Source organism: Agromyces larvae (assembly GCF_022811705.1).
GTDB classification, from domain to species: Bacteria; Actinomycetota; Actinomycetes; order Actinomycetales; family Microbacteriaceae; genus Agromyces; species Agromyces larvae.
On sequence record NZ_CP094528.1, the window covers coordinates 1,847,757 to 1,866,437 of the forward strand.

Here is an 18,681-nt window from a genome sequence, read left to right on the forward strand (position 1 = left end):
ACGGATGTCTCAGACCAGCGATCCCCTGCCCCTCGCGCCGCTCGTGCGCATGCACGACGGCCATCGCATCCCGCAGCTCGGGTACGGCCTGTACAAGGTGCCCGCCGACGACGCCGAGCGGCTCGCGCTCGCGGCCGTCGCAGCGGGCTACCGGCACCTCGACACGGCGACGCTGTACGGCAACGAGGAAGGCGTCGGCCGTGCCGTGCGTCGCGCGCCCGTGCCGCGCGACGAGCTGTTCGTCACGACGAAGGTGTGGAACGACGACCACGGCTTCGACGAGACGCTGCGCGCGTTCGACGCGTCCATGGGCCGGCTCGGCCTCGACGTGCTCGACCTGTACCTCATCCACTGGCCGGTGCCGTCGCAGGATCGGTACGTCGACACGTGGCGGGCGCTCATCCGGCTGCGCGACGAGGGCCGGGTGCGGTCGATCGGGGTGTCGAACTTCCACCCGCACCACATCGAACGGCTCGTCGACGAGACCGGCGTGGCGCCCGTGATCGACCAGGTCGAGCTGCACCCCTGGCTGCCGCAGCACGCGGTGCGCACGTTCGACACCGAGCGGGGCATCCTGACCGAGGCCTGGTCACCGCTCGCCCGAGGCCGGGTGCTCGGCGACGCCGCCCTCGACCGGCTCGCCGCGAAGCACGGGCGCACGCCCGCGCAGATCGTGCTGCGCTGGCACCTCCAGCTCGGCAACGTGGTGATCCCGAAGGCGTCGAGCCCCGAGCGCATCCGCGAGAACCTCGACGTGTTCGGATTCGAGCTCGACGCCGACGACCTCGCCGCGATCGCGGCGCTCGAGACCGGTGAGCGCACCGGCCGCGACCCCGACTCCGACTGACCGCGGAACGCCCGATGGCCGGGAATGGTTGGGGTGGGGCGGCGATCGTTTCCGAAGCGGAATCGAACCGTGATCGGACCGTCGCCTCAGGCGTCTTCACCCGGCCCGGGCCCGCCAATAGCCTGGCCGCATGAGACCTGCAGCGATACGATCGGCGGCCCGACGGCTCGCCCCGGCGGCGGGGATCGCCGCACTCACCGTTCTGCTCTTCGCGGGGTGCTCGAGCATGGGCGCGCCCGCCTCGTCGGACAGCGGCGCGGTGCCCGACCTGCCCGCCGTCGAGCAGAGCGAGGCCGGTGACGTCGGCGGGGTCGAGCTCGCCGCGCCGGACGAGAACCGCAGCGTCATCAGGACCGGCCGGATGTCGGTCACCGCCGACGACCCGATCGCCGCCGCCGAAGAGGCCGCCCAGCTCGCGACAGCAGCCGGCGGCCGCGTCGACCACCGCAGCGAGACGCCCGGCAGCGGCACCCAGTCGCCTCGCGCCCGACTCACCCTGCGCATCCCGGTCGAGCGGCTCGACGCCGTCGTCGACGATCTGCGGGAGCTCGGCACGGTGAACTCGGTGTCGCTCGACGCGGCCGACGTCACCCAGCAGCGCGCCGACCTCGATGCCCGCATCGAGGCGCTCAGCGCATCGGTCGACCGGCTCGAGGCGCTCATCGGGCAGGCGACGACCACCGCCGACCTCATCGAGATCGAGTCGGAGCTCACCACCCGCCAGTCGGAGCTCGACGGCCTCACCGCACAGCGCGACGCGCTCGTCGACCAGGTCGACTTCTCGACGCTGTCGCTCGAACTCGTGACCGAAGACGTCGCCCCGGTGCCCGAGCCCGCGACGTTCTGGGACGGCCTCGTGGCCGGTTGGACCGCCCTGGTCGCGTTCGGTTCGGGCCTGCTCGTCGTGATCGGCGCGCTGCTGCCGTGGCTCGCCGCGCTCGCCCTGCTCGGCGCGATCGTGCTCGGCATCGTGCTCGCGATCACCCGGTCGCGTCGCCGGGGATCGGATGCCACGACGGCGCCCGAGCCGCAACCGGCCGACGAGGCATCCGGTCACTGAGCACCCGCCCGACGCCGGGCGCAGAGGGGTGCGCCCGGCGTAGGCTGGCGGCGTGACGCCCGAGACGCTGCTCGACGACGACCTGCTGGACCGGATCCGCGACCGCGCCGCCGACTACGACGCGCGCAACGCCTTCTTCGACGACGATCTGCGCGACCTGCGCGAGGCCGGGTACCTGCGGGCGCTGGTTCCCGAGGAATTCGGCGGGCTCGGCTGGGGTCTCGACGACGCGGTGCGCGCGCAGATGCGACTCGGCGGGGCCGCGCCCGCGACCGCGCTCGCGGTGAACATGCACCTCGTGTGGACCGGTGTCGCGAAGGTGCTGCGCGATCGCGGCGACGACACGCTCGAGTTCCTCCAGCGCGAGGCGGGCGCGGGCGAGGTGTTCGGCTTCGGCATCTCGGAAGCGGGCAACGACCTCATGCTGTTCGGCTCGCGCACGGCCGCCGACCCGCAGGCCGACGGCGGCTACCGGTACACGGGCCGCAAGATCTTCACCTCGCTCTCGCCCGCGTGGACGCGGCTCGGCACGATGGGCCTCGACACCGCGTCGCCTGACGCGCCGAAGATCGTCTACGGCTTCATCGACCGCGACGACCCCGACGTGCGCATCCTCGACGACTGGGACACGCTCGGCATGCGCGCGAGCCAGAGCCGAACGACGGTGCTCGACGGCGCCTACGCCGCACCCGACCGCATCGTTCGGCGGCTCGACCCGGGGCCGAACGCCGACCCGTTCATCTTCGGCATCTTCGCGTGCTTCGAACTGCTCCTCGGAGCCGTGTACACCGGCATCGGCGGGCGGGCACTCGACCTCGCGGTCGCCGCAGCGCGCCGACGCACCTCGATGAAGCACGACGGGCGCCCGCTCTCGGAGGACCCCGACATCCGCTGGCGCGTCGCCGACGCCGCCCTCGCGCACGACGCGATCGAGCCGCAGCTCGTGTCGCTCGCCCGCGACGTCGACGCCCTCGTCGACCACGGAGCGCTCTGGTACGCCAAGCTCTCGGGCGCCAAGGTGCGGGCCACCGAGACCGCGAAACACGTCGTCGACCAGGCGGTGCGGGTGGCCGGCGGGTCGACCTATTTCACGGGGTCCGAGCTCGGGCGGTTGTATCGCGACGTGCTCGCCGGCATCTTCCACCCCTCCGACGACGAATCGGCGCACTCGACCATCGCGAACGCATGGCTGGGGCCGGTGGGCTGAGGGAGACCGGGCCGACTCGCTGCTTTCCCCGCCGTCAGGCGCGACGGCGGAACGGGGCGAGCGTGGCCCGCACCGTGTCGGCGGCGCCCCAGTCGTCGTCGAACTGCGCGATCACGGCGAGGTGCTGGCGCAGCTGGATGATCGGCATGCGCTCGCGCCATCCGGCATCGAGCGACGTCAACTCGGCGTAGCGGTCGAAGAAGGCGCGCGCCTCGGGCGGCGGCGCCGTCGTCCACAGGTGCGCCAGGTCGACCTCCGCCCACGTGTACGAGACGGCCGGGTCGATCAGCGCGGGTCGCCCGTCGGGTGCGGCCATGACGTTCTGCGCCCACAGGTCGCCGTGCGTGAGGCACGCGGCGCGCTTCGGCAGCAACTCGGGCAGTCGCGCGCAGAGATGCTCGAGCGCCGCGCGATCCGCCGCATCGAGCGCCGCGTGCACCCGGGGCTCCTCGAGCCACCGCAGCAGGCGGTGCCGGGCGAAGAACTCGAAGCCGTCGTCCTCCCACGCGTTGACCTGGCGACGTCGGCCCAGCCAGTTGTCGCGGTGCCAGCCGAACCGATCGTGGGCGGTCGTGGAGTGCATCCGGGCGAGCTCGTGCGCGAACCGCACCCAGAAGTCCTCGGTGCTCGGCCGCGGCGGCAGCGCGGACAGCACGAGCACGTCGCGGGTCGCGAGCACCACGTCGGGGGTCGCGATGTCGCCGAGCGTGCGGAGCGCGTGAAGCCCCTCGGCCTCCGTGTCGAAGGCGTCGTCGGACGGGGTCTCGGCGAAGGCCTTGACGAACACGGTCGTTCCTCCCGCGGTGCGGGCGAGGCCGGCAGCGGCCGCGAGTCCGCCGGTCACCGGTTCGATCGAGTCGATGCCGGTCATGCCGGCCGCGCGCAGCCGCTCGGACAGGATCGACGTGGAATCGGGAACCCCGCTGCTGTCCTCGCGCACCCGCCCAGCCTGTCGCGGTGCGTCGCCCCGGTGCAACCGGACGACGCGGAATCCGATCTCGCGGCCTCGATAGACTGACGGCGCGGCCGTGCTCGCGCCGCTGACCGTAGGGAGTGCAGATGAACGGCGTCCTGTTCCTGATCGCGATGGCGATCTTCGTGTTCGGCCTGTGGCTGTTCGGCATCGCCGAGACGGTGCCCGGGTTCCAGGCGCCGGTCTTCTTCGCGGGCATCCTGTGCGTGGCGATCGCCCTCGCCATCCCGACGACGGTGCTCGGTCGGGGCGGCGGACGGTGACCCTGCCGGTCGCCGACACGATCGTCATCTATCCCGCGGGCGACCTCGTCGCCCGTTCGCGCGTGGTGCACGTCGAGGCCACGGCCGACGGCCGGCTCGCCGTGATCACCGCCGCCACGAGCTGTCACCCGGTGGACGCATCCTGGCCCGACCAGCCCGCCGACCGCGCGGTGCTGCGCGTCCTGGACGGCGGCGCGGGCACCGCGTCCGCGATCGAGGTGCTCGACGCGGTGGTCGGAGCGACCGACGGCGACGTGCTGCACCTCGGCGCCGACGTGCCCGTGCGGCGCGGCACCGAGGGCTGGGCGTTCGTCGTCGCGCACCTGGTCGCCGCCGACGCGCCGGTCGCCGAAGGCGACGAGGTCGAGATCGAGGCGGATGCTGCGCTTCGCGCCGAGTTGTCCGCCGGGCACACGGCCTGTCACCTGGCCGCGCTCGCCCTGAACCGGGCGGTGGCCGGCAACTGGTCGAAGGAGTTCCGCACCGACGCGCTCGGCTCCCCCGACTTCGATCAGGCCGCGATCCAGACGTCCACCATCGTGCCGAACGGCTCGATCGATCGGTTCCGGCTGAACTCGTCGCTGCGTCGCAAGGGCTTCGACATCGCCGGGCTTCCCGCGCAGCTCGATGATGTCCGGGCCGCCATGACGGCGCAGCTCGCCGAATGGGTCGCCACCGGGGCATCCGTTCGGGTCGAGCGCGGCGGTGACGGCCTCACCGACCTGCGCGAGTGGGTGTGCGAGCTGCCGGGCGGTACGGCGCGCATTCCGTGCGGCGGCACGCACGTGGCATCCCTCGCCGAGTTCGCGGCCGTCGACGCGGAGCTCGCGCTCCTCGAGGACGGCGGCACCGCCCTGCTGGAGCTGCGCACCTCCGCGACGCGCCGCGACTGAACGGCGGGCGGCGCGCCCGCACCGTGCCGCCGACACCCCTGCGCGGGGTTACACTTGCCGCCGTGGGAATTCGCATCGAGAAGGTCGACCTGCCGGGCATCGGCTGGCGCCACGACCTGGTGACCGAGGGCGGGCGGCGCATCAGCGTCGTGTCGCACCGCGACGGTGAACGCGACCTCGGCCTGTTCGACGCCGACGACCCCGACGCCTGTCGCGACAGCATCCCGCTGAACGACGACGAGGCGGCGGCACTGGCCGACGTGCTCGGCGCCTCGGTGATGCTGAGCCGGTTGACCAGTCTCTCCGACGAGACGGCCGGGCTCTACACCGAGCAGATCGCGCTTCCGACCGATTCCCCCTACCTGAACCGCACGCTGGGCGACACGAAGGCGCGCACCCGCACGCACGCCTCGATCGTGGCGATCGTCCGCGACGGTGCAGTGATCCCGTCGCCCACGCCGACCGAGCCGCTGCGGCCCGGCGATGTGATCGTCGCGGTCGGCACGCGCGAAGGCCTCGACGGCGTCTCGCGTCTGCTCGCCAACGGTCCCGGCTGAGCGGCGCCTCCATGCACGAGACCACGCTGCTCCTGATCGAAGTCGGCGCGCTGCTTCTCGGCATGAGCCTGCTCGGGCGCCTCGCGATCCGCTTCGGCGTCTCGCCGATCCCGGTGTACCTGCTGCTCGGCCTCGCGTTCGGGGAGGGCGGCGTGCTGCCGCTCGACGCGAGCGAGGAGTTCTTCCAGGTCGGCTCCGAGATCGGCGTCATCCTGCTGCTGGCGCTGCTCGGCCTGGAGTACACCGCGGAGGAGCTGTTCGGCGGCCTCAAGTCCTCGCGCGCCGCTGGCCTCGTCGACGGCCTGCTGAACGCCCTGCCCGGTGCCGCGTTCGCACTGGTGCTCGGCTGGGGACCGGTGGCGGCCGTCGCGCTCGCGGGCGTCACCTGGGTGTCATCGTCGGGGGTGATCGCGAAGCTGCTGCGCGACCTCGGGCGGCTCTCGAACCGCGAGACGCCGGGGGTGCTCGCCGTGCTCGTGATCGAAGACCTCGCGATGGCGTTCTACCTGCCGGTGCTCTCGGCGATCGTCGTGGGCGTGAGCCTCGTGCAGGGTGCGATCTCGGTCGCGATCGCCGTGGCGGTGGTCGCCGTCATCCTCTACATCGCGCTGCGCCACGGGCACGTCGTGTCGCGGCTCTTCCCGGCCGACGACTTCGAACCGCTGCTGCTCGGCGTGCTCGGCCTCACGATGCTCGTCGCCGGGCTCGCCGCCGAGGTCAGCGTGTCGGCCGCGGTGGGAGCGTTCCTCGTGGGCATCGCGCTGTCGGGCCGGGTGGCCGAGAACGCGAGCCAGGTGCTCACGCCGCTGCGCGACCTGTTCGCGGCGATCTTCTTCGTGTTCTTCGGGCTGACGACGGACTGGTCCGACCTGGTGTCGATGCTGTTGCCCGCCCTCGCCCTGGCCGTCGTCACGATCGCGACGAAGGTGCTCACCGGCATGTACGCGGCGCGGCGCGCCGGTGTCGGCCTGCTGGGTCAGTGGCGGGCGGGCTTCGCCCTCACGCCGCGCGGCGAGTTCTCGATCGTGATCGCGGGGCTGGCGGTCGGCGCCGGGGTGACGCCGCAGCTCGCCCCGCTCGCGACGGCGTACGTGCTCATCACCATCCTCGCCGGCACGTTCCTCACGCGCCTGCCCGATGCCGCTTGGTTCCGCGCGGCGGTCAGGAAGCAGGCGGTGCGTCCGCCGGTGTAGCGGATGCATCCGAGCCGGCGTCGGCAGCTGCGTCGTCTGCGTCGGCCTCGGCGAGGAGCTCGCGCACGCGGGGCACCACCTGGGTCGCGTACCGCTCGATCGTCTCCATCATGACCTCGTGCGGCAGCGTGCCGTTCGAGTACTTCAGGTCGAACCGGGTCGCCCCGATGGAGCGCATCGCCGCGGCGATCTTCGTCGCGACCGTCTCGGGTGAACCGGCGTACAGCGCGCCGTGCTCGCTCGCCTCGGCCTCGAAGTGCGCGCGGGTCGCCGGACCCCAGCCGCGCTCGCGGCCGATGCGGTTGATGATGACCTCGTAGTGCGGCCAGAGCGTGTCGAGCGCCGCCTCGTCGGTCTCGGCGACGATGCCGGGCGAGTGCACCGCGATCGGCTGCGGTTCGTGGCCGAACTGCTCGAGCGCCCGACGGTACAGGTCGGCGAGCGGCGCGAAGCGGGCCGGGCTGCCGCCGATGATGGCGAGCACGAGCGGCAGGCCGTAGTGCGCGGCGCGCACGACCGACTCGGGGCTGCCGCCGACGCCGACCCAGGTCTTCAGCCGGCCGTGCTCGACCGGCGGGTAGACGAGCTGGTCGGTCAGCGGCGGGCGCAGGGTGCCCGTCCAGGTCACCGGCTCCTGGGTGAGCAGGGCGGCGAACAGCTGCAGCTTCTCTTCGAACAGCTCCTGGTACTGGCTGAGGTCGTAGCCGAACAGCGGGAACGACTCGATGAACGACCCTCGGCCCAGGATGACCTCGGCCCGCCCGTTCGAGACCGCGTCGAGCGTCGAGAACCGCTGGAACACGCGCACGGGGTCGTCGCTGCTCAACACCGTCACGGCGGAGCCGAGATGGATCCGCTCGGTCCGGCTCGCGATCGCGGCCAGCACGACGTCGGGCGCGGAGACGGCGAACTCGTGGCGGTGGTGCTCACCGATGCCGAAGAAATCGAGGCCGAGCCGGTCGGCGGCAACGGCCTCTTCGACGACGTTGCGCAGCACCCGGGCGTGCGGGAGCACCTCGCCGTCGGGGCCGAGCGTCACATCGCCGAACGTGTCGAGCCCGAACTCGTAGTGGCGAGTCATCCGCGCATCCCCTCCGTCGCATCCCCCACGGGGATTCCATGCTCATGCATCGACATGCCGGAACCCGCCGTGCCACGAGACTATTCCCAGCCGCGCAACGGCTGCCAGTGGGAGGATGGACGCAAGCCGCATGGGAATGCGGCGCAGCGTCGCGCGCGTTTTCTGCATACGGATGCATCGAATCGGATGCCCCTCGCACCCGACCACTCGGAGAGGACACGCGGAACATGGAGCGACCCGTCATCGGGATCTTCGGCGCCGGCAAGGTCGGCACCGCGCTCGCACGGCTGCTCGTGGCATCCGGTCACCGCGTGCTCATCGCCGGCTCGCCGCGCCAGACCGCCCTCGATCTCGTCGTCGGCGTCGTCGCGCCGGGTGCCGAAGTGGCGACGCCCGACGCGCTGGTCGACGCGGCCGACGTCGTCATCGTCGCCGTGCCGTTCGGCAAGGCCGCGACCGTCCCGTGGCCGCGGTTCGACGGCAAGATCGTCGTCGACGCCATGAACTACTGGCCGCCGATCGACGGCAACCTGCCCGACATCGACGCCGACCCGCGTTCCACGAGCGAGATCAACGCCGCACGCAACCCGGGCGCGCGCCTCGTGAAGAGCCTCAACCACCTCGGCTACCACGAGATGGAAGACGACAGCATGCCGCCCGGCTCATCGCTGCGACGAGCGCTCGCGGTCGTCGGCGACGACGCCGACGCCCGCGCCGTGGTCGCACGCATCATCGACGCGATCGGCTTCGACCCCGTCGACGGCGGAGCGCTCGCGCACGGCGTGGAGCTCGAGCCGGGGCATCCGATCTTCGGTCGCGAACTGAGCTGCGCCGAACTCGGCGCCCTGCTCACCCCGGCGCAGCCCGCCGCTGCCTGAGGCACAGACGCGCCGCCGGTGCGCTCGTCGCCGGTGCGCTCGTCGTGGGTGCGCTCGTCGCCGGTGCGCTCAGTCGAACTCACGCCGATGCCGCCGACGCACCCCGAGGTCGGCCAACCCGATCGCCAGCGCGACCGACACCAGCACCGCGACCGACAGCATGCCGAGGCCGTACGCGTCGTGGTAGACGCCGAGGTCGGGTTCGCCGGAGCCCGCCTCGCGGAAGATCGTCGAATAGAACAGCGACAGGGCGATCGCCGTGCCCACCGCCGTGCCGATGCGCTGCCCCAACTGGCCCACCGACCCCGCGAGCCCGCCCTGGCGCACCGGGATGTCGGCGAGCGCGAGCGTCTGGTTCGGCGAGATCACGAGGCCGCCGCCGAACCCGCCGACCACCATGGCGCCGGCCATCGCCCACGGCGTGATCGCCGCCGGGGTCGACAGCGCCGCCACCACGAGCAGCACCACGCCGACCAGCACGATCACGATGCCCCACACCACCAGCTTGCGACCGTAGCGCTCGACCAGCAGGCCGCCGCGCCACGAGGTGAACGCGCTCAGCAGGGCGAACCCGATCGACACCATGCCCGCGTACACCGGCGCGAGACCGAGCCCGTGCTGCAGGTAGAGCGTCGTCAACAGGAACATCGACGGCAGCGCCGCGAAGTACACCGTCGCGAGCGCCGTGCCGTTGCGGTACGACGAGATGCGGAACAACGACAACGGCACCAGCGGATGCCGCCCCGACGCCGCGTATCGTCGCTCCCACGCGAGGAAGGCGCTGACCGCGAGCACGAACACGACCAGCAGCCACCACCGCGACGGCTCATCGCTCGGCGACCCCGTCGTGAACAGGAACGGCCACATCAGCGAGACCACCGACACGGCGAAGAGCGCCAACCCCAGCGGGTCGAGCTCGAGCGGCCTGCGCTGCGGGTGCCGGGTCTGCGGCAGCACCCACACGGCGAGTGCGATCGCGCCGAGGGCGAGCGGCACGTTGATCCAGAAGATCCACCGCCAGCCGTCGGCCGGGCCGCCGAGGAGGATGAGCAACCCGCCGAGCGTGGGACCGAACGCGGTCGACAGGCCGATCGTGGCGCCGAAGATGCCGAACGCGCGGCCGCGCTCGGCGCCCTGGAACAGCTCCTGCACGAGGCCGAGCACCTGCGGCATCTGGATGCCCGCGCCCACGCCCTGCACGAGCCGGGCGGCCAGCAGCACCGCGCCCGTCGGCGCGAGCGCGCATGCGATGCTCGACAGGGTGAAGATCGCCAGGCCGACGACGAACAGCGTCTTGCGCGATCGCTGGTCGCCGAGCCGGCCCGCCGGCACGAGCGTCAGCCCGAAGGTGAGCACGTAGCCCGACACGATGAGCTGCAACTCGGTCGACCCCGCGCCGAACGCCTCCTCGATGGAGGGCAGTGCCACGTTGACCTTGGTGAGGTCGAGGATGGTGAGCGCGGCGACGGCCACGCACACCCAGTACGCCCGCCAGCGCTTGGCCGGCGTGAGCGGGATGGATCCGGTGGGCATCGCGCTGGACGACATCGGGTTCAGCCTAGGCGGTGCGGATTCCCAGTTCGGCCGGGGTAGGCTGCGAGTCGGCCGGAACGGGTTCGGCCGCAACGAGAGGATGCTCCGGATGTGCTACCCCGTCGCGTGCGACGTCTGCGGCAAGGTCACCTGGGCCGGTTGCGGCGAACACATCGAGCAGGCGTTGGCCGGTGTGCCCGAAGCCGACCGCTGCGGCGGCCACGCCGAGACGGCCTGACCCTCAGCCCGCGGCGGCCGCACGCGTGCGGTGCCGCCCGATCGGGATGACGAGCGGGGTTCCGCTCAGGGGGTCGGCGATCACCTCGCAGCGCAGGTCGAACACCTGCTCGACGAGCGGCGCGGTCACCACCTCGTTCGGCGCGCCCTCGGCGACGATGCGACCGTCGCGCATCGCGATGACGTGGTCGGCGTACCGGCACGCGAGGCCCAACTCGTGCAGCACCATGACCACGGTGGTGCCGCGTTCGCGGTTGAGGTCGGCGAGCAGGTCGAGCACCTCGACCTGGTAGTTCACGTCGAGGAACGTGGTGGGCTCGTCGAGCAGCAGGATGTCGGTCTCCTGCGCGAGGGCCATCGCGATCCAGACCCGTTGGCGCTGACCGCCCGAGAGCTCGAGCACGCGACGCTGCATCAGGTCGACGGTGCCGGTCGCGGCGAGCGCCCGGTCGACCGCGGCTTCGTCGGCGGCCGTCCAACGGCGGAACCAGCCCTGGTGCGGGTACCGGCCGCGGCCGACCAGGTCGCCCACGGTGATCGAGTCGGGCGCGATCGGCGACTGCGGCAGCAGGCCGACGATGCGGGCCAGGTCGGCCGGGCGCATGGCGTGCACGGATGCTCCGTCGAGCACGACCTCGCCCGAGCGCGGTGCGAGCAGGCGTGCGACGCCCCGCAGCAGGGTCGACTTGCCCGAGGCGTTGGCGCCGATGATCGCGGTCATCCGCCCGGGCGGGATGCGCGTGGACACCCCGCGCACGATGTCGTCGCCGTCGTACCCGAGCGTCAGGTCGCGGATGTCGAGTTCGCGGTCGGCGCTCATGCGCCACCTTCCCTTCCGGCTCGGATCAGGAGCCAGGCGATGTACGGCGCCCCGACCAGGCCGGTGACGATGCCCGTCGAGATCGGCGTGGGCAGGGCGTGCTGGGCGATGAGGTCGGCGACCTGCACGATGATCGCGCCGGCCAGGGCGGCCGCGAGCACGCGGTCGCCCGCGCGACCCAGCAGCCGTGCCGAGATCGGCCCCGCCATGAGCGCGACGAACGCGATCGGCCCGGCGGCCGCCGTCGCGAGCGCGACCAGCACGACGGCGATGCCGAGCAGCACGACGGTGTCGCGCTCGACCCGCAGGCCCAGGCTGCTGGCCCGATCGCCGCCGAGCTCGAGCACCCCGAGCCGACGCGTCCAGGCCGCGGCGGCGGGCAGCAGCACGACGATCGCGACCGCGAGCACGAGGAGGTCGGTCGCGCTCGCCATGCCGGCCGAACCGACCAGCCAGGTCATCGCCGCACGCGCGTCGGTGATGTCGGCACGTGCGATGAGGAACGAGGTGATCGACTCGCAGCACGCGGCCACGCCGACGCCGACGAGGATGAACCGCGTGCCCGCGAGCCCGCCGCGCCACGCGAGCAGGAACACCAGCGCGGCCACGCCGAGCCCGCCGGCCACCGCGGCGGCCGAGAGCCCGACGCCGGTGAGCCCGAGCACGGTGATGCCGGCGACCGTCGCGGTGCTCGCGCCGGCGGAGATGCCGATCAGGTCGGGTGCGGCGAGCGGGTTGCGCAGCAGCCGCTGGAAGATCGAGCCGGATGCTCCGAGCGCGAGCCCGACCAGCACCGCCGTGATCGCCCGGGGCATGCGCAGGCCCCGCACGATGAAGTCGGTCGCCGGGTCGCCGAAGCCGAGCGCGGATGCGAGCACGTCCAGCGGGGGCAGCAGCACGCTGCCGACGGTCATCGAGGTGACGAACAGCACCGCGCACACCGCCGCGAGCGACGCGGTGACGACCGCCGCGCGCCGACTCCGCGACATCCGGTCGGCATGGAACGACCCGCCCGCCGCGACCGACGCACCCGAGGGCCGCGTCCTCGCGCTCGCGTGGATCCGCCCGGTGGCGCTCACAGCTCGACGCTCCGCCGCATCCGCACCAGCGCGACGAACACGGGCGCGCCCACGATGCCCACGATCACGCCGACCTGCACCTCGGCGGGCGCGACCACCACGCGGCCGAGCACATCGCACGCGAGCAGCAACGTCGGGCCGAGCACCAGGCTGAACGGCAGGATCCAGCGGTAGTCGGGCCCGGTGGCGAGGCGCGCCAGGTGCGGCACCATGAGCCCGACGAACGCGATCGGGCCGCACGCCGCCGTCGCGGCGCCGCACAGCACCGCCACGACCGCGAACAGGACGCCCCGCGTCATCCGCACCCTCGTGCCGAGCGATCGGGCCAGATCGTCGCCGAGCGCGAGCGCGTTCAGCGGACGCGCCGCGAACATCGCGACCGCGAGGCCTGCCGCCAGGAACGGCCAGAGCTGGCCGATCACCGGCCAGTACCGCCCCGCGAGTGCACCGACCTGCCAGAACCGCAGCTCGTTCAGCGCGTCGACGTGCATGAGCACGAGCGCCGACGTCAGCGACGACGCGACCGCGGTGACGACCACGCCGGCGAGCGCGAGCTTGGTCGGCGTCGCGCCTTCGCGTCCGAACGACGCGATGCCGTACACGGTCACGGTCGCCAGGCCGGCGCCGAGGAACGCGAACCAGACCGCCGCGCCGACCGCGCCCGAGCCGGCCACGGTCACGGCGAGGACGACGGCGAGTGCCGCCCCCGAGTTGATGCCGAGCACGCCGGGGTCGGCGAGCGGGTTGCGCGCCACCCCCTGCAGCAGCGCCCCGCTGACTGCGAGCGCCGCGCCGACGAGGAGGCCGAGCACGGTCCGCGGCACCCGCATGTCGAGCAGCACGGTCAGCTCGGTCGGGGTGAGCGCACCGCCGGCGGTGATCGCCCGGGATCCGAGCAGGATGCTCGCCGCACACGCCGCGCCGAGCGCGAGCACCGAGACCGCGAGTGCCGCCGCGAGCCCGAGCCCACCGCGACGGCGGACGGGCGGGCGCGTGGCGGCCTGCGTCATTCGATCGCCCGCCTCACTCGACGACGAGATCGGGGTTCGCACCCTCGACGAACGCGGTGAGTGCCTGCAACTGGGCGGTGTAGTCGGGGTAGGTGTGCAGCCAGTAGGCCGGCCACGTGGTGGTCTGGCCCGCGGCGAACGCCGCGATCTGCGACGAGATCGGCTGGTCGGCGAGGGTCTGCTCGTTCGCCGGGTGGTTGCGGTCGTCGAAGAGCAGCACGTCCGCCTGGTAGGCGTCGGCGTTCTCGAAGCTCAGCGTCTGCCAGTACGGGAAGTCGGGGTCGGGCTCGCTCGGCACGATGATGTCGAGGCCCCACGAGCGCAGGTCGAGCAGCTCGGGCGCGTACTCGGGCACGGCGATCGCGTAGCTGTCGTCGTACGGGCTGATCGCGAGCGCAGTGAGCCCGGGCTTGGCCGCCACCGCCTCCTGGAAGGCGGCGACCGCGTCGTCGAACTCCGCACGCTGCGCGTCGATCACCGCGGTGTCGGCGCCGAGCGACTCGGCGAGTTCGGCGTAGCCCTCGATGAGGTCGACGATCGAGTCGCCCTGAGCGGCACCAACGACCGGCGCCAGCTCGCCGAGCTTCTTGCTCGACTCCTCGACGCCGTCCTCCAGGCCCGAGTACGCCTGCTCGACCGGCCACCAGTCGCCGACGATGAGGTCGGGCTGCAGCGCGGCGGCCTTCTCGACATCGATCTTGCCCCACTCCTCGCCGAGCACCTCGATGCCGTCGAAGTCGACGCCCTGCAGGCCCACGTCGCTGTCGAGGTCGCCGTCCGCGTAGATGCCGACGGGCGTGATGCCGAACGACATGAGCACCTTCGCGGCGTATGCGTGCGCGATGATGCGCTCGGGCACGTGGTCGGCGGTGTACGTCTCACCGTCGCCCGAGGTGTAGCTCCAGGCCACGTCGCCCGATCCGGCATCGGCGGCGGGGGTCGCGCAGCCCGCGAGGGCGAGGGCTGCGCTCGCGGCCACTGCCGCGAAGGGGATGAGACGGCGTGCGCGCATCGGGACACTCCAGGTAGGCGAAATGAGGTAAGCCTTACCTTAGCGCGACGACGGTGGTGTGTTCGACCGGATGACGCGCTCCGTCGCCGTGCGATCGTGGCGCCCGCGCTGTCGCTTGACAATATTTCTTGTCAATCCGTAGGGTGATGACTGTGGACGACATCCGAGTGCTCACCGATCCCGCCGTCGTGGAGGCGGCGCTCGATCCGATCCGCGCCTCGATCCTTGAGGCGCTGGCGGAGCCGGGGTCTGCGGCAACGGTCGCAGCCTCGATCGGGCTCACCCGCCAGAAGGTGAACTACCACCTCAAGACGCTCGAAGCCCACGGGCTGGTGGAGTCGGCCGAAGAACGCGTGTGGGGCGGTATCACCGAGCGATTCGTCCGTCGCGCCGCGCGGCGATTCGTCGTCGCCCCCGGCGTGCTGCAGCCGACCGACCTCAATCCCGACGCGGTCGCCGACCGGCTCTCGGCGGCGTACCTCATCGCGGTCGGAGCGCGAACCGTCTCCGAGGTGGGTGCGCTCGCCGGCCGCACGGAACCCCCGGCACGATTGCCGACCCTGACCGTCGACACAGTCATCGGATTCCGATCCGCTGGCGACCGCGCCGCCTTCACCGCCGACCTCCAGTCGGCCCTGGCCGAACTGGTCGCCAGATACCACCACGACGACGGACGACCACACCGTCTGACCGTCTCGTCGTACCCACGACCGAAGGAGTCGTCATGACCGATCCAATTCAACCCGACCCCGGGCACTCCGAGGACTCCGAGCTCACCGAGCGCGTCGAGTACCGACTCGAACGCAGGTACGAGGTGGCCGCCACCCCCGAGCAGGTGTGGGACGCGATCGCCACCGCAGAGGGCATCGCGACCTGGATGGTGCCCACCCGACTCGAACCTCGGGTCGGAGGCGAGGTGTCGTTCGACGTCGGCGCGTTCGAATCGACGGGCGTCGTCACCGACTACACGCCGACCCGTCGATTCGCGTATGAGGAACCCTGGCCGCCGGTCGGCGGCCATGACTGGTCGCAGGTCACCCCGCTCGCGACCGAGTTCCTCGTCGAGTCGACCTCGGGCGGCAGTTGCGTCATCCGGGTCGTCTCGAGCGCATTCGGGACCGGGGCCGACTGGGAGCGCGAGTACTTCGACGAGATGGTCGACGGCTGGGCCGAGATGCTCGATCGGCTCGTCGCACGATTCGCCGTGCCGGCGCACTGAGACGGAGGCATGGCATGCTGACCGAGGTCGCCGACGGAGTGTTCGTGCACGAGAGCGAGTTCCTTCAGAGCAACACTGTCGCAGTGCGCGGCGACGACGGGGTGCTGCTCGTCGACCCCGGCATCACACGGGACGAGCTGGCCGGCATCGCAGAAGACCTCCGAGAGCGGGGCCTGCCCGTCGTAGCCGGATTCTCGACGCATCCGGATTGGGACCACGTGCTCTGGCACCCCGGCTTCGGCGAGGCGCCCCGGTACGGCACCGCCCACGGCGCGGCCGCGATGGACGACCTGCTGTCGCAGCCGGACTGGGCGGCGCAGATCGCCGAGGGCCTGCCGCCCGAGCACGCCGACGAGATCCCGATGGAACTCCTGGGGCTCCTCACCGGACTGGCCGACGGAACCGAACGGGTGCCGTGGGACGGCCCCGAGATTCGGATCATCGAACATCGCGGGCATTCCGCCGGCCACGCCGCGCTCCTCGTCGAGTCGCGCGGCGTGCTCGTCGCGGGCGACATGCTCTCCGACATCCTGATGCCGTTCCTCGATCTCGAGGCCCCAGACCCGATCGACGACTACCTCGACGCGCTGTCGCGGTTCGAAGCGGTCACCGACGAGGTCGACGCCGTCGTCCCGGGGCACGGTTCGATCGGCGGGCGGGACGAACTGCGCCGCCGAATCGAACAGGACCGCGCCTACCTGCACGCAGTGCGCGACGGCCGCTCCCCCGACGACTCGCGGGTCGGCCCCTCCGCGCCGCTGGACTGGCTCGCCGACGTGGATGCCTGGCAACGGCAGCGGCTCGCCGACAGATCGCCGCGCGCAAGATCGTGAACCCGTCGGACGTGATCGAGCGTCCGGGACGCACCGATCGCTTCGAGGCGTGCTCGCGATGACACCTAGGGATGGGCGGTCCGGCTGCGGTCGTTCGTGATGCGCGTGCGGTCGGCCGCGACCGCAAGGGCGATACGAACGAACGCGGCGACCGAGAGCGAACTCGATCTCTCGGGCCAGGCGACCGCGAACGTGGCGGGCGGCGCATCGACCACCGGGCGCCACTCGAGTTGCGAACGCGTGTTCCGTTCGGCGACCGAGGCGGGCAGGAGCGCGAGCATGCGTCCGAGTTCGATCTGTCGGAGCATCTGCGTCAGGTCACCGAACGGCGGAAGGCCTCCGCCGCGCGGCACGTAGACGTGGCTGCCCGGAGCGGCCGGATGGTGCTCCGCTTCGAGGTCGGTCAGATGGATCCCGTGCCGACCGGCGAGGGGGTGGTCGGCGGGAAGCGCCAGGAGTTGGGGTTCGCTGAGGAGGGGCTCCGAGTCGAGGCCCTCGGTGTCGAACGGTTCGACCACGATCGTCACGTCGGCCTCACCCGACCGGACGAGCGCCGGCTGTTCGCGCCAGCCTGTGAAGACGACCTCGAGAGGGACCGAGGGCTGCTCGGCGTCGTACCTGCTCAGCACCTCCTCGAGCAGGCCGCCCTCGACGTCGGCCTTGACCGCCAGCACGAGCTTGCCACCGCGGACCCGCGCTGACCGCCGTGCCCGCTCCGTGGCCGCGTCGAGCGCGCCGAGGGCGGTGCGCGCCTCGACGAGCAACTCCACGCCCACCTCGGTCAACGCCACCCTCCGAGTCGACCGCTCGAACAGCCGAACTCCGAGGTCCGCCTCGAGCGCGGACACGGCGCGCGACAGCGCCGGCGAGGCGATCCCGAGCCGCTCGGCCGCACGCGTGAAGTTCAGTTCCTCGGCCACCGCGACGAAGTAGCGCAGGGGCCGGGACTCCACCTGATTCATGCCTCCAGGGTACGAGTCGCGACCGAAGCGGTCCTTCTCCACCCGATGTACGCACGCAAGCATGGTGACCATGATCGTCATCACGACCCCTACCGGCACGATCGGTGCCTCCGTCGCCGAATCTCTGTACGCCGATGAGCTGCCGTTGCGCGTCATCGCACGCGACCCGTCCGCCCTCGCGCAGACGCTTCGCAGCGACGCAGACGTCATCGCCGGCAGCCACTCCGATCCCATCGTCCTCGATGCCGCGCTGTCCGGCGCCGACGCCGTGTTCGTGCTCGTCCCACCCGACCTCGCCGCCGTGGACGTCGCCGAGCACTACCTCGGCTTCGCCCGTCCCATCGCGCGGGCGGTCCGCGACCACGGCGTCCCACGCGTCGTCGCCGTCTCCTCACTCGGCCGTGGATTCGCCGGCCCGGCCGGCATGCTCAGCGCGGCCTGGGCGATGGACGAGGTACTCGAATCGAGCGGTGCCGCCTACCGGTCGCTGCAGCCGGCCTTCTTCATGGAGAACCTCCTGCATCAGGCCTCGCTCATCCGCGAGCAGGGCGTCTTCGTGCTTCCCGCCGAGCCGGATCGGCCACTGGCCGCCGCGGCGACCGCGGACATCGCTCGAACCGCCGCCGGACTCCTGGCCGATCCGACCTGGACCGGCCAGGACGGCGTGCCCGTCCGCGAGCCCGTCGATCACACACCGAACGAGATGGCGCAGATCATGTCCGACACGCTCGGGCGAACGATCCGCTTCCGGCAGACCTCGCTCGACGAGTACGGCGCCCAGTACGCCGCATTCGGGGCCAGCCCGGCGAGCATCACCGGGATGATCGAGATGGCCGAGGCACAAGCCGCGGGCGTCTACCCGAGCGTCGCACCGGGCGGCATCGGAACCGGCTTCGCCGAATGGTGCGAACTCGTGCTCAGACCCGAGTTGACGCGTTGAGCCGGTGAGGTCGGCGGCCGAGCCGAACACTGCTCCAACGGCCGCACCCGGAAACGAAACTGCCCCGCCGTCAGGCGGGGCAGT

21 protein-coding genes are annotated in these 18,681 nt (G+C 72.0%); 13 read left to right on the forward strand and 8 right to left on the reverse strand.

What is annotated here, in order from left to right; genetic code table 11:
* Positions 1–4 precede the first annotated feature (4 nt).
* The 3 genes from MTO99_RS08785 to MTO99_RS08795 all read left to right on the forward strand — a co-directional run bounded on the left by MTO99_RS08785 (position 5) and on the right by MTO99_RS08795 (position 3,114).
* Positions 5–847: an aldo/keto reductase gene (locus MTO99_RS08785; RefSeq protein WP_243558456.1), complete on the forward strand. Its 843-nt coding sequence runs from the start codon at positions 5–7 to the stop codon at positions 845–847.
* 130 nt (positions 848–977) lie between these two features.
* Positions 978–1,907, forward strand: a complete 930-nt coding sequence (locus tag MTO99_RS08790) for a DUF4349 domain-containing protein (RefSeq protein ID WP_243558459.1) — start codon at positions 978–980, stop codon at positions 1,905–1,907.
* A gap of 52 nt (positions 1,908–1,959) precedes the next feature.
* Positions 1,960–3,114, forward strand: a complete 1,155-nt coding sequence (locus tag MTO99_RS08795; RefSeq protein ID WP_243558461.1) for an acyl-CoA dehydrogenase family protein — start codon at positions 1,960–1,962, stop codon at positions 3,112–3,114.
* A gap of 34 nt (positions 3,115–3,148) precedes the next feature.
* Here MTO99_RS08795 and MTO99_RS08800 read toward each other — a convergent pair whose 3' ends face one another.
* Positions 3,149–4,054 carry a fructosamine kinase family protein gene (locus MTO99_RS08800; RefSeq protein ID WP_243558463.1) on the reverse strand — a complete coding sequence of 302 codons (906 nt, stop codon included), beginning with the start codon at positions 4,052–4,054 and terminating at the stop codon, positions 3,149–3,151.
* Between the two features lie 119 nt (positions 4,055–4,173).
* Between MTO99_RS08800 and MTO99_RS08805 the strand changes: the two genes are divergently transcribed.
* From MTO99_RS08805 to MTO99_RS08820, 4 genes are all read left to right on the forward strand, one after another.
* A complete protein-coding gene (locus MTO99_RS08805; RefSeq protein ID WP_243558465.1) occupies positions 4,174–4,350 on the forward strand; it encodes a hypothetical protein in 177 nt (58 codons plus the stop codon).
* A complete protein-coding gene (locus MTO99_RS08810; protein ID WP_243558467.1) occupies positions 4,347–5,243 on the forward strand; it encodes an alanyl-tRNA editing protein in 897 nt (298 codons plus the stop codon). The genes MTO99_RS08805 and MTO99_RS08810 overlap by 4 nt, the downstream gene beginning before the upstream one ends.
* 62 nt (positions 5,244–5,305) lie before the next feature.
* Positions 5,306–5,800, forward strand: a complete 495-nt coding sequence (locus tag MTO99_RS08815) for a cation:proton antiporter regulatory subunit (RefSeq protein ID WP_243558469.1) — start codon at positions 5,306–5,308, stop codon at positions 5,798–5,800.
* Positions 5,801–5,811: 11 nt separating this feature from the next.
* Positions 5,812–6,993, forward strand: coding sequence for a cation:proton antiporter (locus tag MTO99_RS08820; RefSeq protein WP_243558471.1), 1,182 nt, complete (start codon positions 5,812–5,814; stop codon positions 6,991–6,993).
* On the opposite strand, the gene MTO99_RS08825 is transcribed toward MTO99_RS08820, so the two are convergent.
* Positions 6,962–8,074, reverse strand: a complete 1,113-nt coding sequence (locus MTO99_RS08825) for an LLM class flavin-dependent oxidoreductase (RefSeq protein ID WP_243558473.1) — start codon at positions 8,072–8,074, stop codon at positions 6,962–6,964. The genes MTO99_RS08820 and MTO99_RS08825 overlap by 32 nt on opposite strands.
* Before the next feature lie 227 nt (positions 8,075–8,301).
* Between MTO99_RS08825 and MTO99_RS08830 the strand changes: the two genes are divergently transcribed.
* Positions 8,302–8,952 (forward strand): NADPH-dependent F420 reductase, encoded by a 651-nt coding sequence (locus MTO99_RS08830; protein ID WP_243558475.1) that lies wholly within the window; start codon positions 8,302–8,304, stop codon positions 8,950–8,952.
* A 69-nt stretch (positions 8,953–9,021) separates the two neighbouring features.
* Here MTO99_RS08830 and MTO99_RS08835 read toward each other — a convergent pair whose 3' ends face one another.
* Positions 9,022–10,500, reverse strand: a complete 1,479-nt coding sequence (locus MTO99_RS08835; protein ID WP_243558477.1) for an MFS transporter — start codon at positions 10,498–10,500, stop codon at positions 9,022–9,024.
* Positions 10,501–10,594: 94 nt separating this feature from the next.
* Here MTO99_RS08835 and MTO99_RS19035 point away from each other — a divergent pair, with 94 nt between their 5' ends.
* Positions 10,595–10,723 (forward strand): DUF8730 family Cys-rich protein, encoded by a 129-nt coding sequence (locus tag MTO99_RS19035; RefSeq protein ID WP_256461042.1) that lies wholly within the window; start codon positions 10,595–10,597, stop codon positions 10,721–10,723.
* Between the two features lie 3 nt (positions 10,724–10,726).
* Here the strand turns inward: MTO99_RS19035 and MTO99_RS08840 are convergent, their stop codons facing one another.
* From MTO99_RS08840 to MTO99_RS08855, 4 genes are read right to left on the reverse strand one after another with little or no spacing between them, the layout of a single operon-like run.
* Positions 10,727–11,542 (reverse strand): ABC transporter ATP-binding protein, encoded by an 816-nt coding sequence (locus MTO99_RS08840; RefSeq protein WP_243558479.1) that lies wholly within the window; start codon positions 11,540–11,542, stop codon positions 10,727–10,729.
* Positions 11,539–12,621, reverse strand: a complete 1,083-nt coding sequence (locus MTO99_RS08845; protein WP_243558481.1) for a FecCD family ABC transporter permease — start codon at positions 12,619–12,621, stop codon at positions 11,539–11,541. Before MTO99_RS08845 ends, MTO99_RS08840 begins: the two co-directional genes overlap by 4 nt.
* Positions 12,618–13,631 (reverse strand): FecCD family ABC transporter permease, encoded by a 1,014-nt coding sequence (locus tag MTO99_RS08850; protein WP_243558483.1) that lies wholly within the window; start codon positions 13,629–13,631, stop codon positions 12,618–12,620. Before MTO99_RS08850 ends, MTO99_RS08845 begins: the two co-directional genes overlap by 4 nt.
* A 13-nt stretch (positions 13,632–13,644) precedes the next feature.
* Entirely contained in the window at positions 13,645–14,643 is a 999-nt protein-coding gene (locus MTO99_RS08855; protein ID WP_243558485.1) for an ABC transporter substrate-binding protein, read from the reverse strand.
* A gap of 146 nt (positions 14,644–14,789) precedes the next feature.
* Here MTO99_RS08855 and MTO99_RS08860 point away from each other — a divergent pair, with 146 nt between their 5' ends.
* From MTO99_RS08860 to MTO99_RS08870, 3 genes are read left to right on the forward strand one after another with little or no spacing between them, the layout of a single operon-like run.
* Positions 14,790–15,371, forward strand: coding sequence for an ArsR/SmtB family transcription factor (locus MTO99_RS08860; protein ID WP_243558487.1), 582 nt, complete (start codon positions 14,790–14,792; stop codon positions 15,369–15,371).
* A complete protein-coding gene (locus MTO99_RS08865) occupies positions 15,368–15,862 on the forward strand; it encodes an SRPBCC family protein (protein WP_243558489.1) in 495 nt (164 codons plus the stop codon). The genes MTO99_RS08860 and MTO99_RS08865 overlap by 4 nt, the downstream gene beginning before the upstream one ends.
* A 14-nt stretch (positions 15,863–15,876) precedes the next feature.
* Positions 15,877–16,695, forward strand: coding sequence for an MBL fold metallo-hydrolase (locus MTO99_RS08870; RefSeq protein WP_243558491.1), 819 nt, complete (start codon positions 15,877–15,879; stop codon positions 16,693–16,695).
* Positions 16,696–16,760: 65 nt separating this feature from the next.
* Here the strand turns inward: MTO99_RS08870 and MTO99_RS08875 are convergent, their stop codons facing one another.
* The gene (locus MTO99_RS08875) at positions 16,761–17,738 is read right to left on the reverse strand and encodes a LysR family transcriptional regulator (RefSeq protein WP_243558493.1); all 978 of its coding nucleotides are present in this window, start codon (positions 17,736–17,738) and stop codon (positions 16,761–16,763) included.
* On the opposite strand from MTO99_RS08875, the gene MTO99_RS08880 reads away from it, so the two are divergent.
* Positions 17,719–18,597 carry an NmrA family NAD(P)-binding protein gene (locus MTO99_RS08880; protein WP_243558495.1) on the forward strand — a complete coding sequence of 293 codons (879 nt, stop codon included), beginning with the start codon at positions 17,719–17,721 and terminating at the stop codon, positions 18,595–18,597. The two genes, MTO99_RS08875 and MTO99_RS08880, sit on opposite strands and share 20 nt — an antisense overlap.
* The last annotated feature ends 84 nt before the right edge of the window (positions 18,598–18,681 follow it).

Bases quoted from the DNA above. Each gene is read 5' to 3' on its own strand.
- MTO99_RS08785 (WP_243558456.1), top strand. From the start codon at position 5: ATGTCTCAGACCAGCGATCCCCTGCCCCTCGCGCCGCTCGTGCGCATG.
- MTO99_RS08790 (WP_243558459.1), top strand. From the start codon at position 978: ATGAGACCTGCAGCGATACGATCGGCGGCCCGACGGCTCGCCCCGGCG.
- MTO99_RS08805 (WP_243558465.1), top strand. From the start codon at position 4,174: ATGAACGGCGTCCTGTTCCTGATCGCGATGGCGATCTTCGTGTTCGGC.
- MTO99_RS08820 (WP_243558471.1), top strand. From the start codon at position 5,812: ATGCACGAGACCACGCTGCTCCTGATCGAAGTCGGCGCGCTGCTTCTC.
- MTO99_RS08825 (WP_243558473.1), bottom strand. From the start codon at position 8,074: ATGACTCGCCACTACGAGTTCGGGCTCGACACGTTCGGCGATGTGACG.
- MTO99_RS08830 (WP_243558475.1), top strand. From the start codon at position 8,302: ATGGAGCGACCCGTCATCGGGATCTTCGGCGCCGGCAAGGTCGGCACC.
- MTO99_RS08835 (WP_243558477.1), bottom strand. From the start codon at position 10,500: ATGTCGTCCAGCGCGATGCCCACCGGATCCATCCCGCTCACGCCGGCC.
- MTO99_RS19035 (WP_256461042.1), top strand. From the start codon at position 10,595: ATGTGCTACCCCGTCGCGTGCGACGTCTGCGGCAAGGTCACCTGGGCC.
- MTO99_RS08840 (WP_243558479.1), bottom strand. From the start codon at position 11,542: ATGAGCGCCGACCGCGAACTCGACATCCGCGACCTGACGCTCGGGTAC.
- MTO99_RS08850 (WP_243558483.1), bottom strand. From the start codon at position 13,631: ATGACGCAGGCCGCCACGCGCCCGCCCGTCCGCCGTCGCGGTGGGCTC.
- MTO99_RS08855 (WP_243558485.1), bottom strand. From the start codon at position 14,643: ATGCGCGCACGCCGTCTCATCCCCTTCGCGGCAGTGGCCGCGAGCGCA.
- MTO99_RS08860 (WP_243558487.1), top strand. From the start codon at position 14,790: ATGACTGTGGACGACATCCGAGTGCTCACCGATCCCGCCGTCGTGGAG.
- MTO99_RS08865 (WP_243558489.1), top strand. From the start codon at position 15,368: ATGACCGATCCAATTCAACCCGACCCCGGGCACTCCGAGGACTCCGAG.
- MTO99_RS08870 (WP_243558491.1), top strand. From the start codon at position 15,877: ATGCTGACCGAGGTCGCCGACGGAGTGTTCGTGCACGAGAGCGAGTTC.
- MTO99_RS08880 (WP_243558495.1), top strand. From the start codon at position 17,719: ATGGTGACCATGATCGTCATCACGACCCCTACCGGCACGATCGGTGCC.
- MTO99_RS08875 (WP_243558493.1), bottom strand. From the start codon at position 17,738: ATGACGATCATGGTCACCATGCTTGCGTGCGTACATCGGGTGGAGAAG.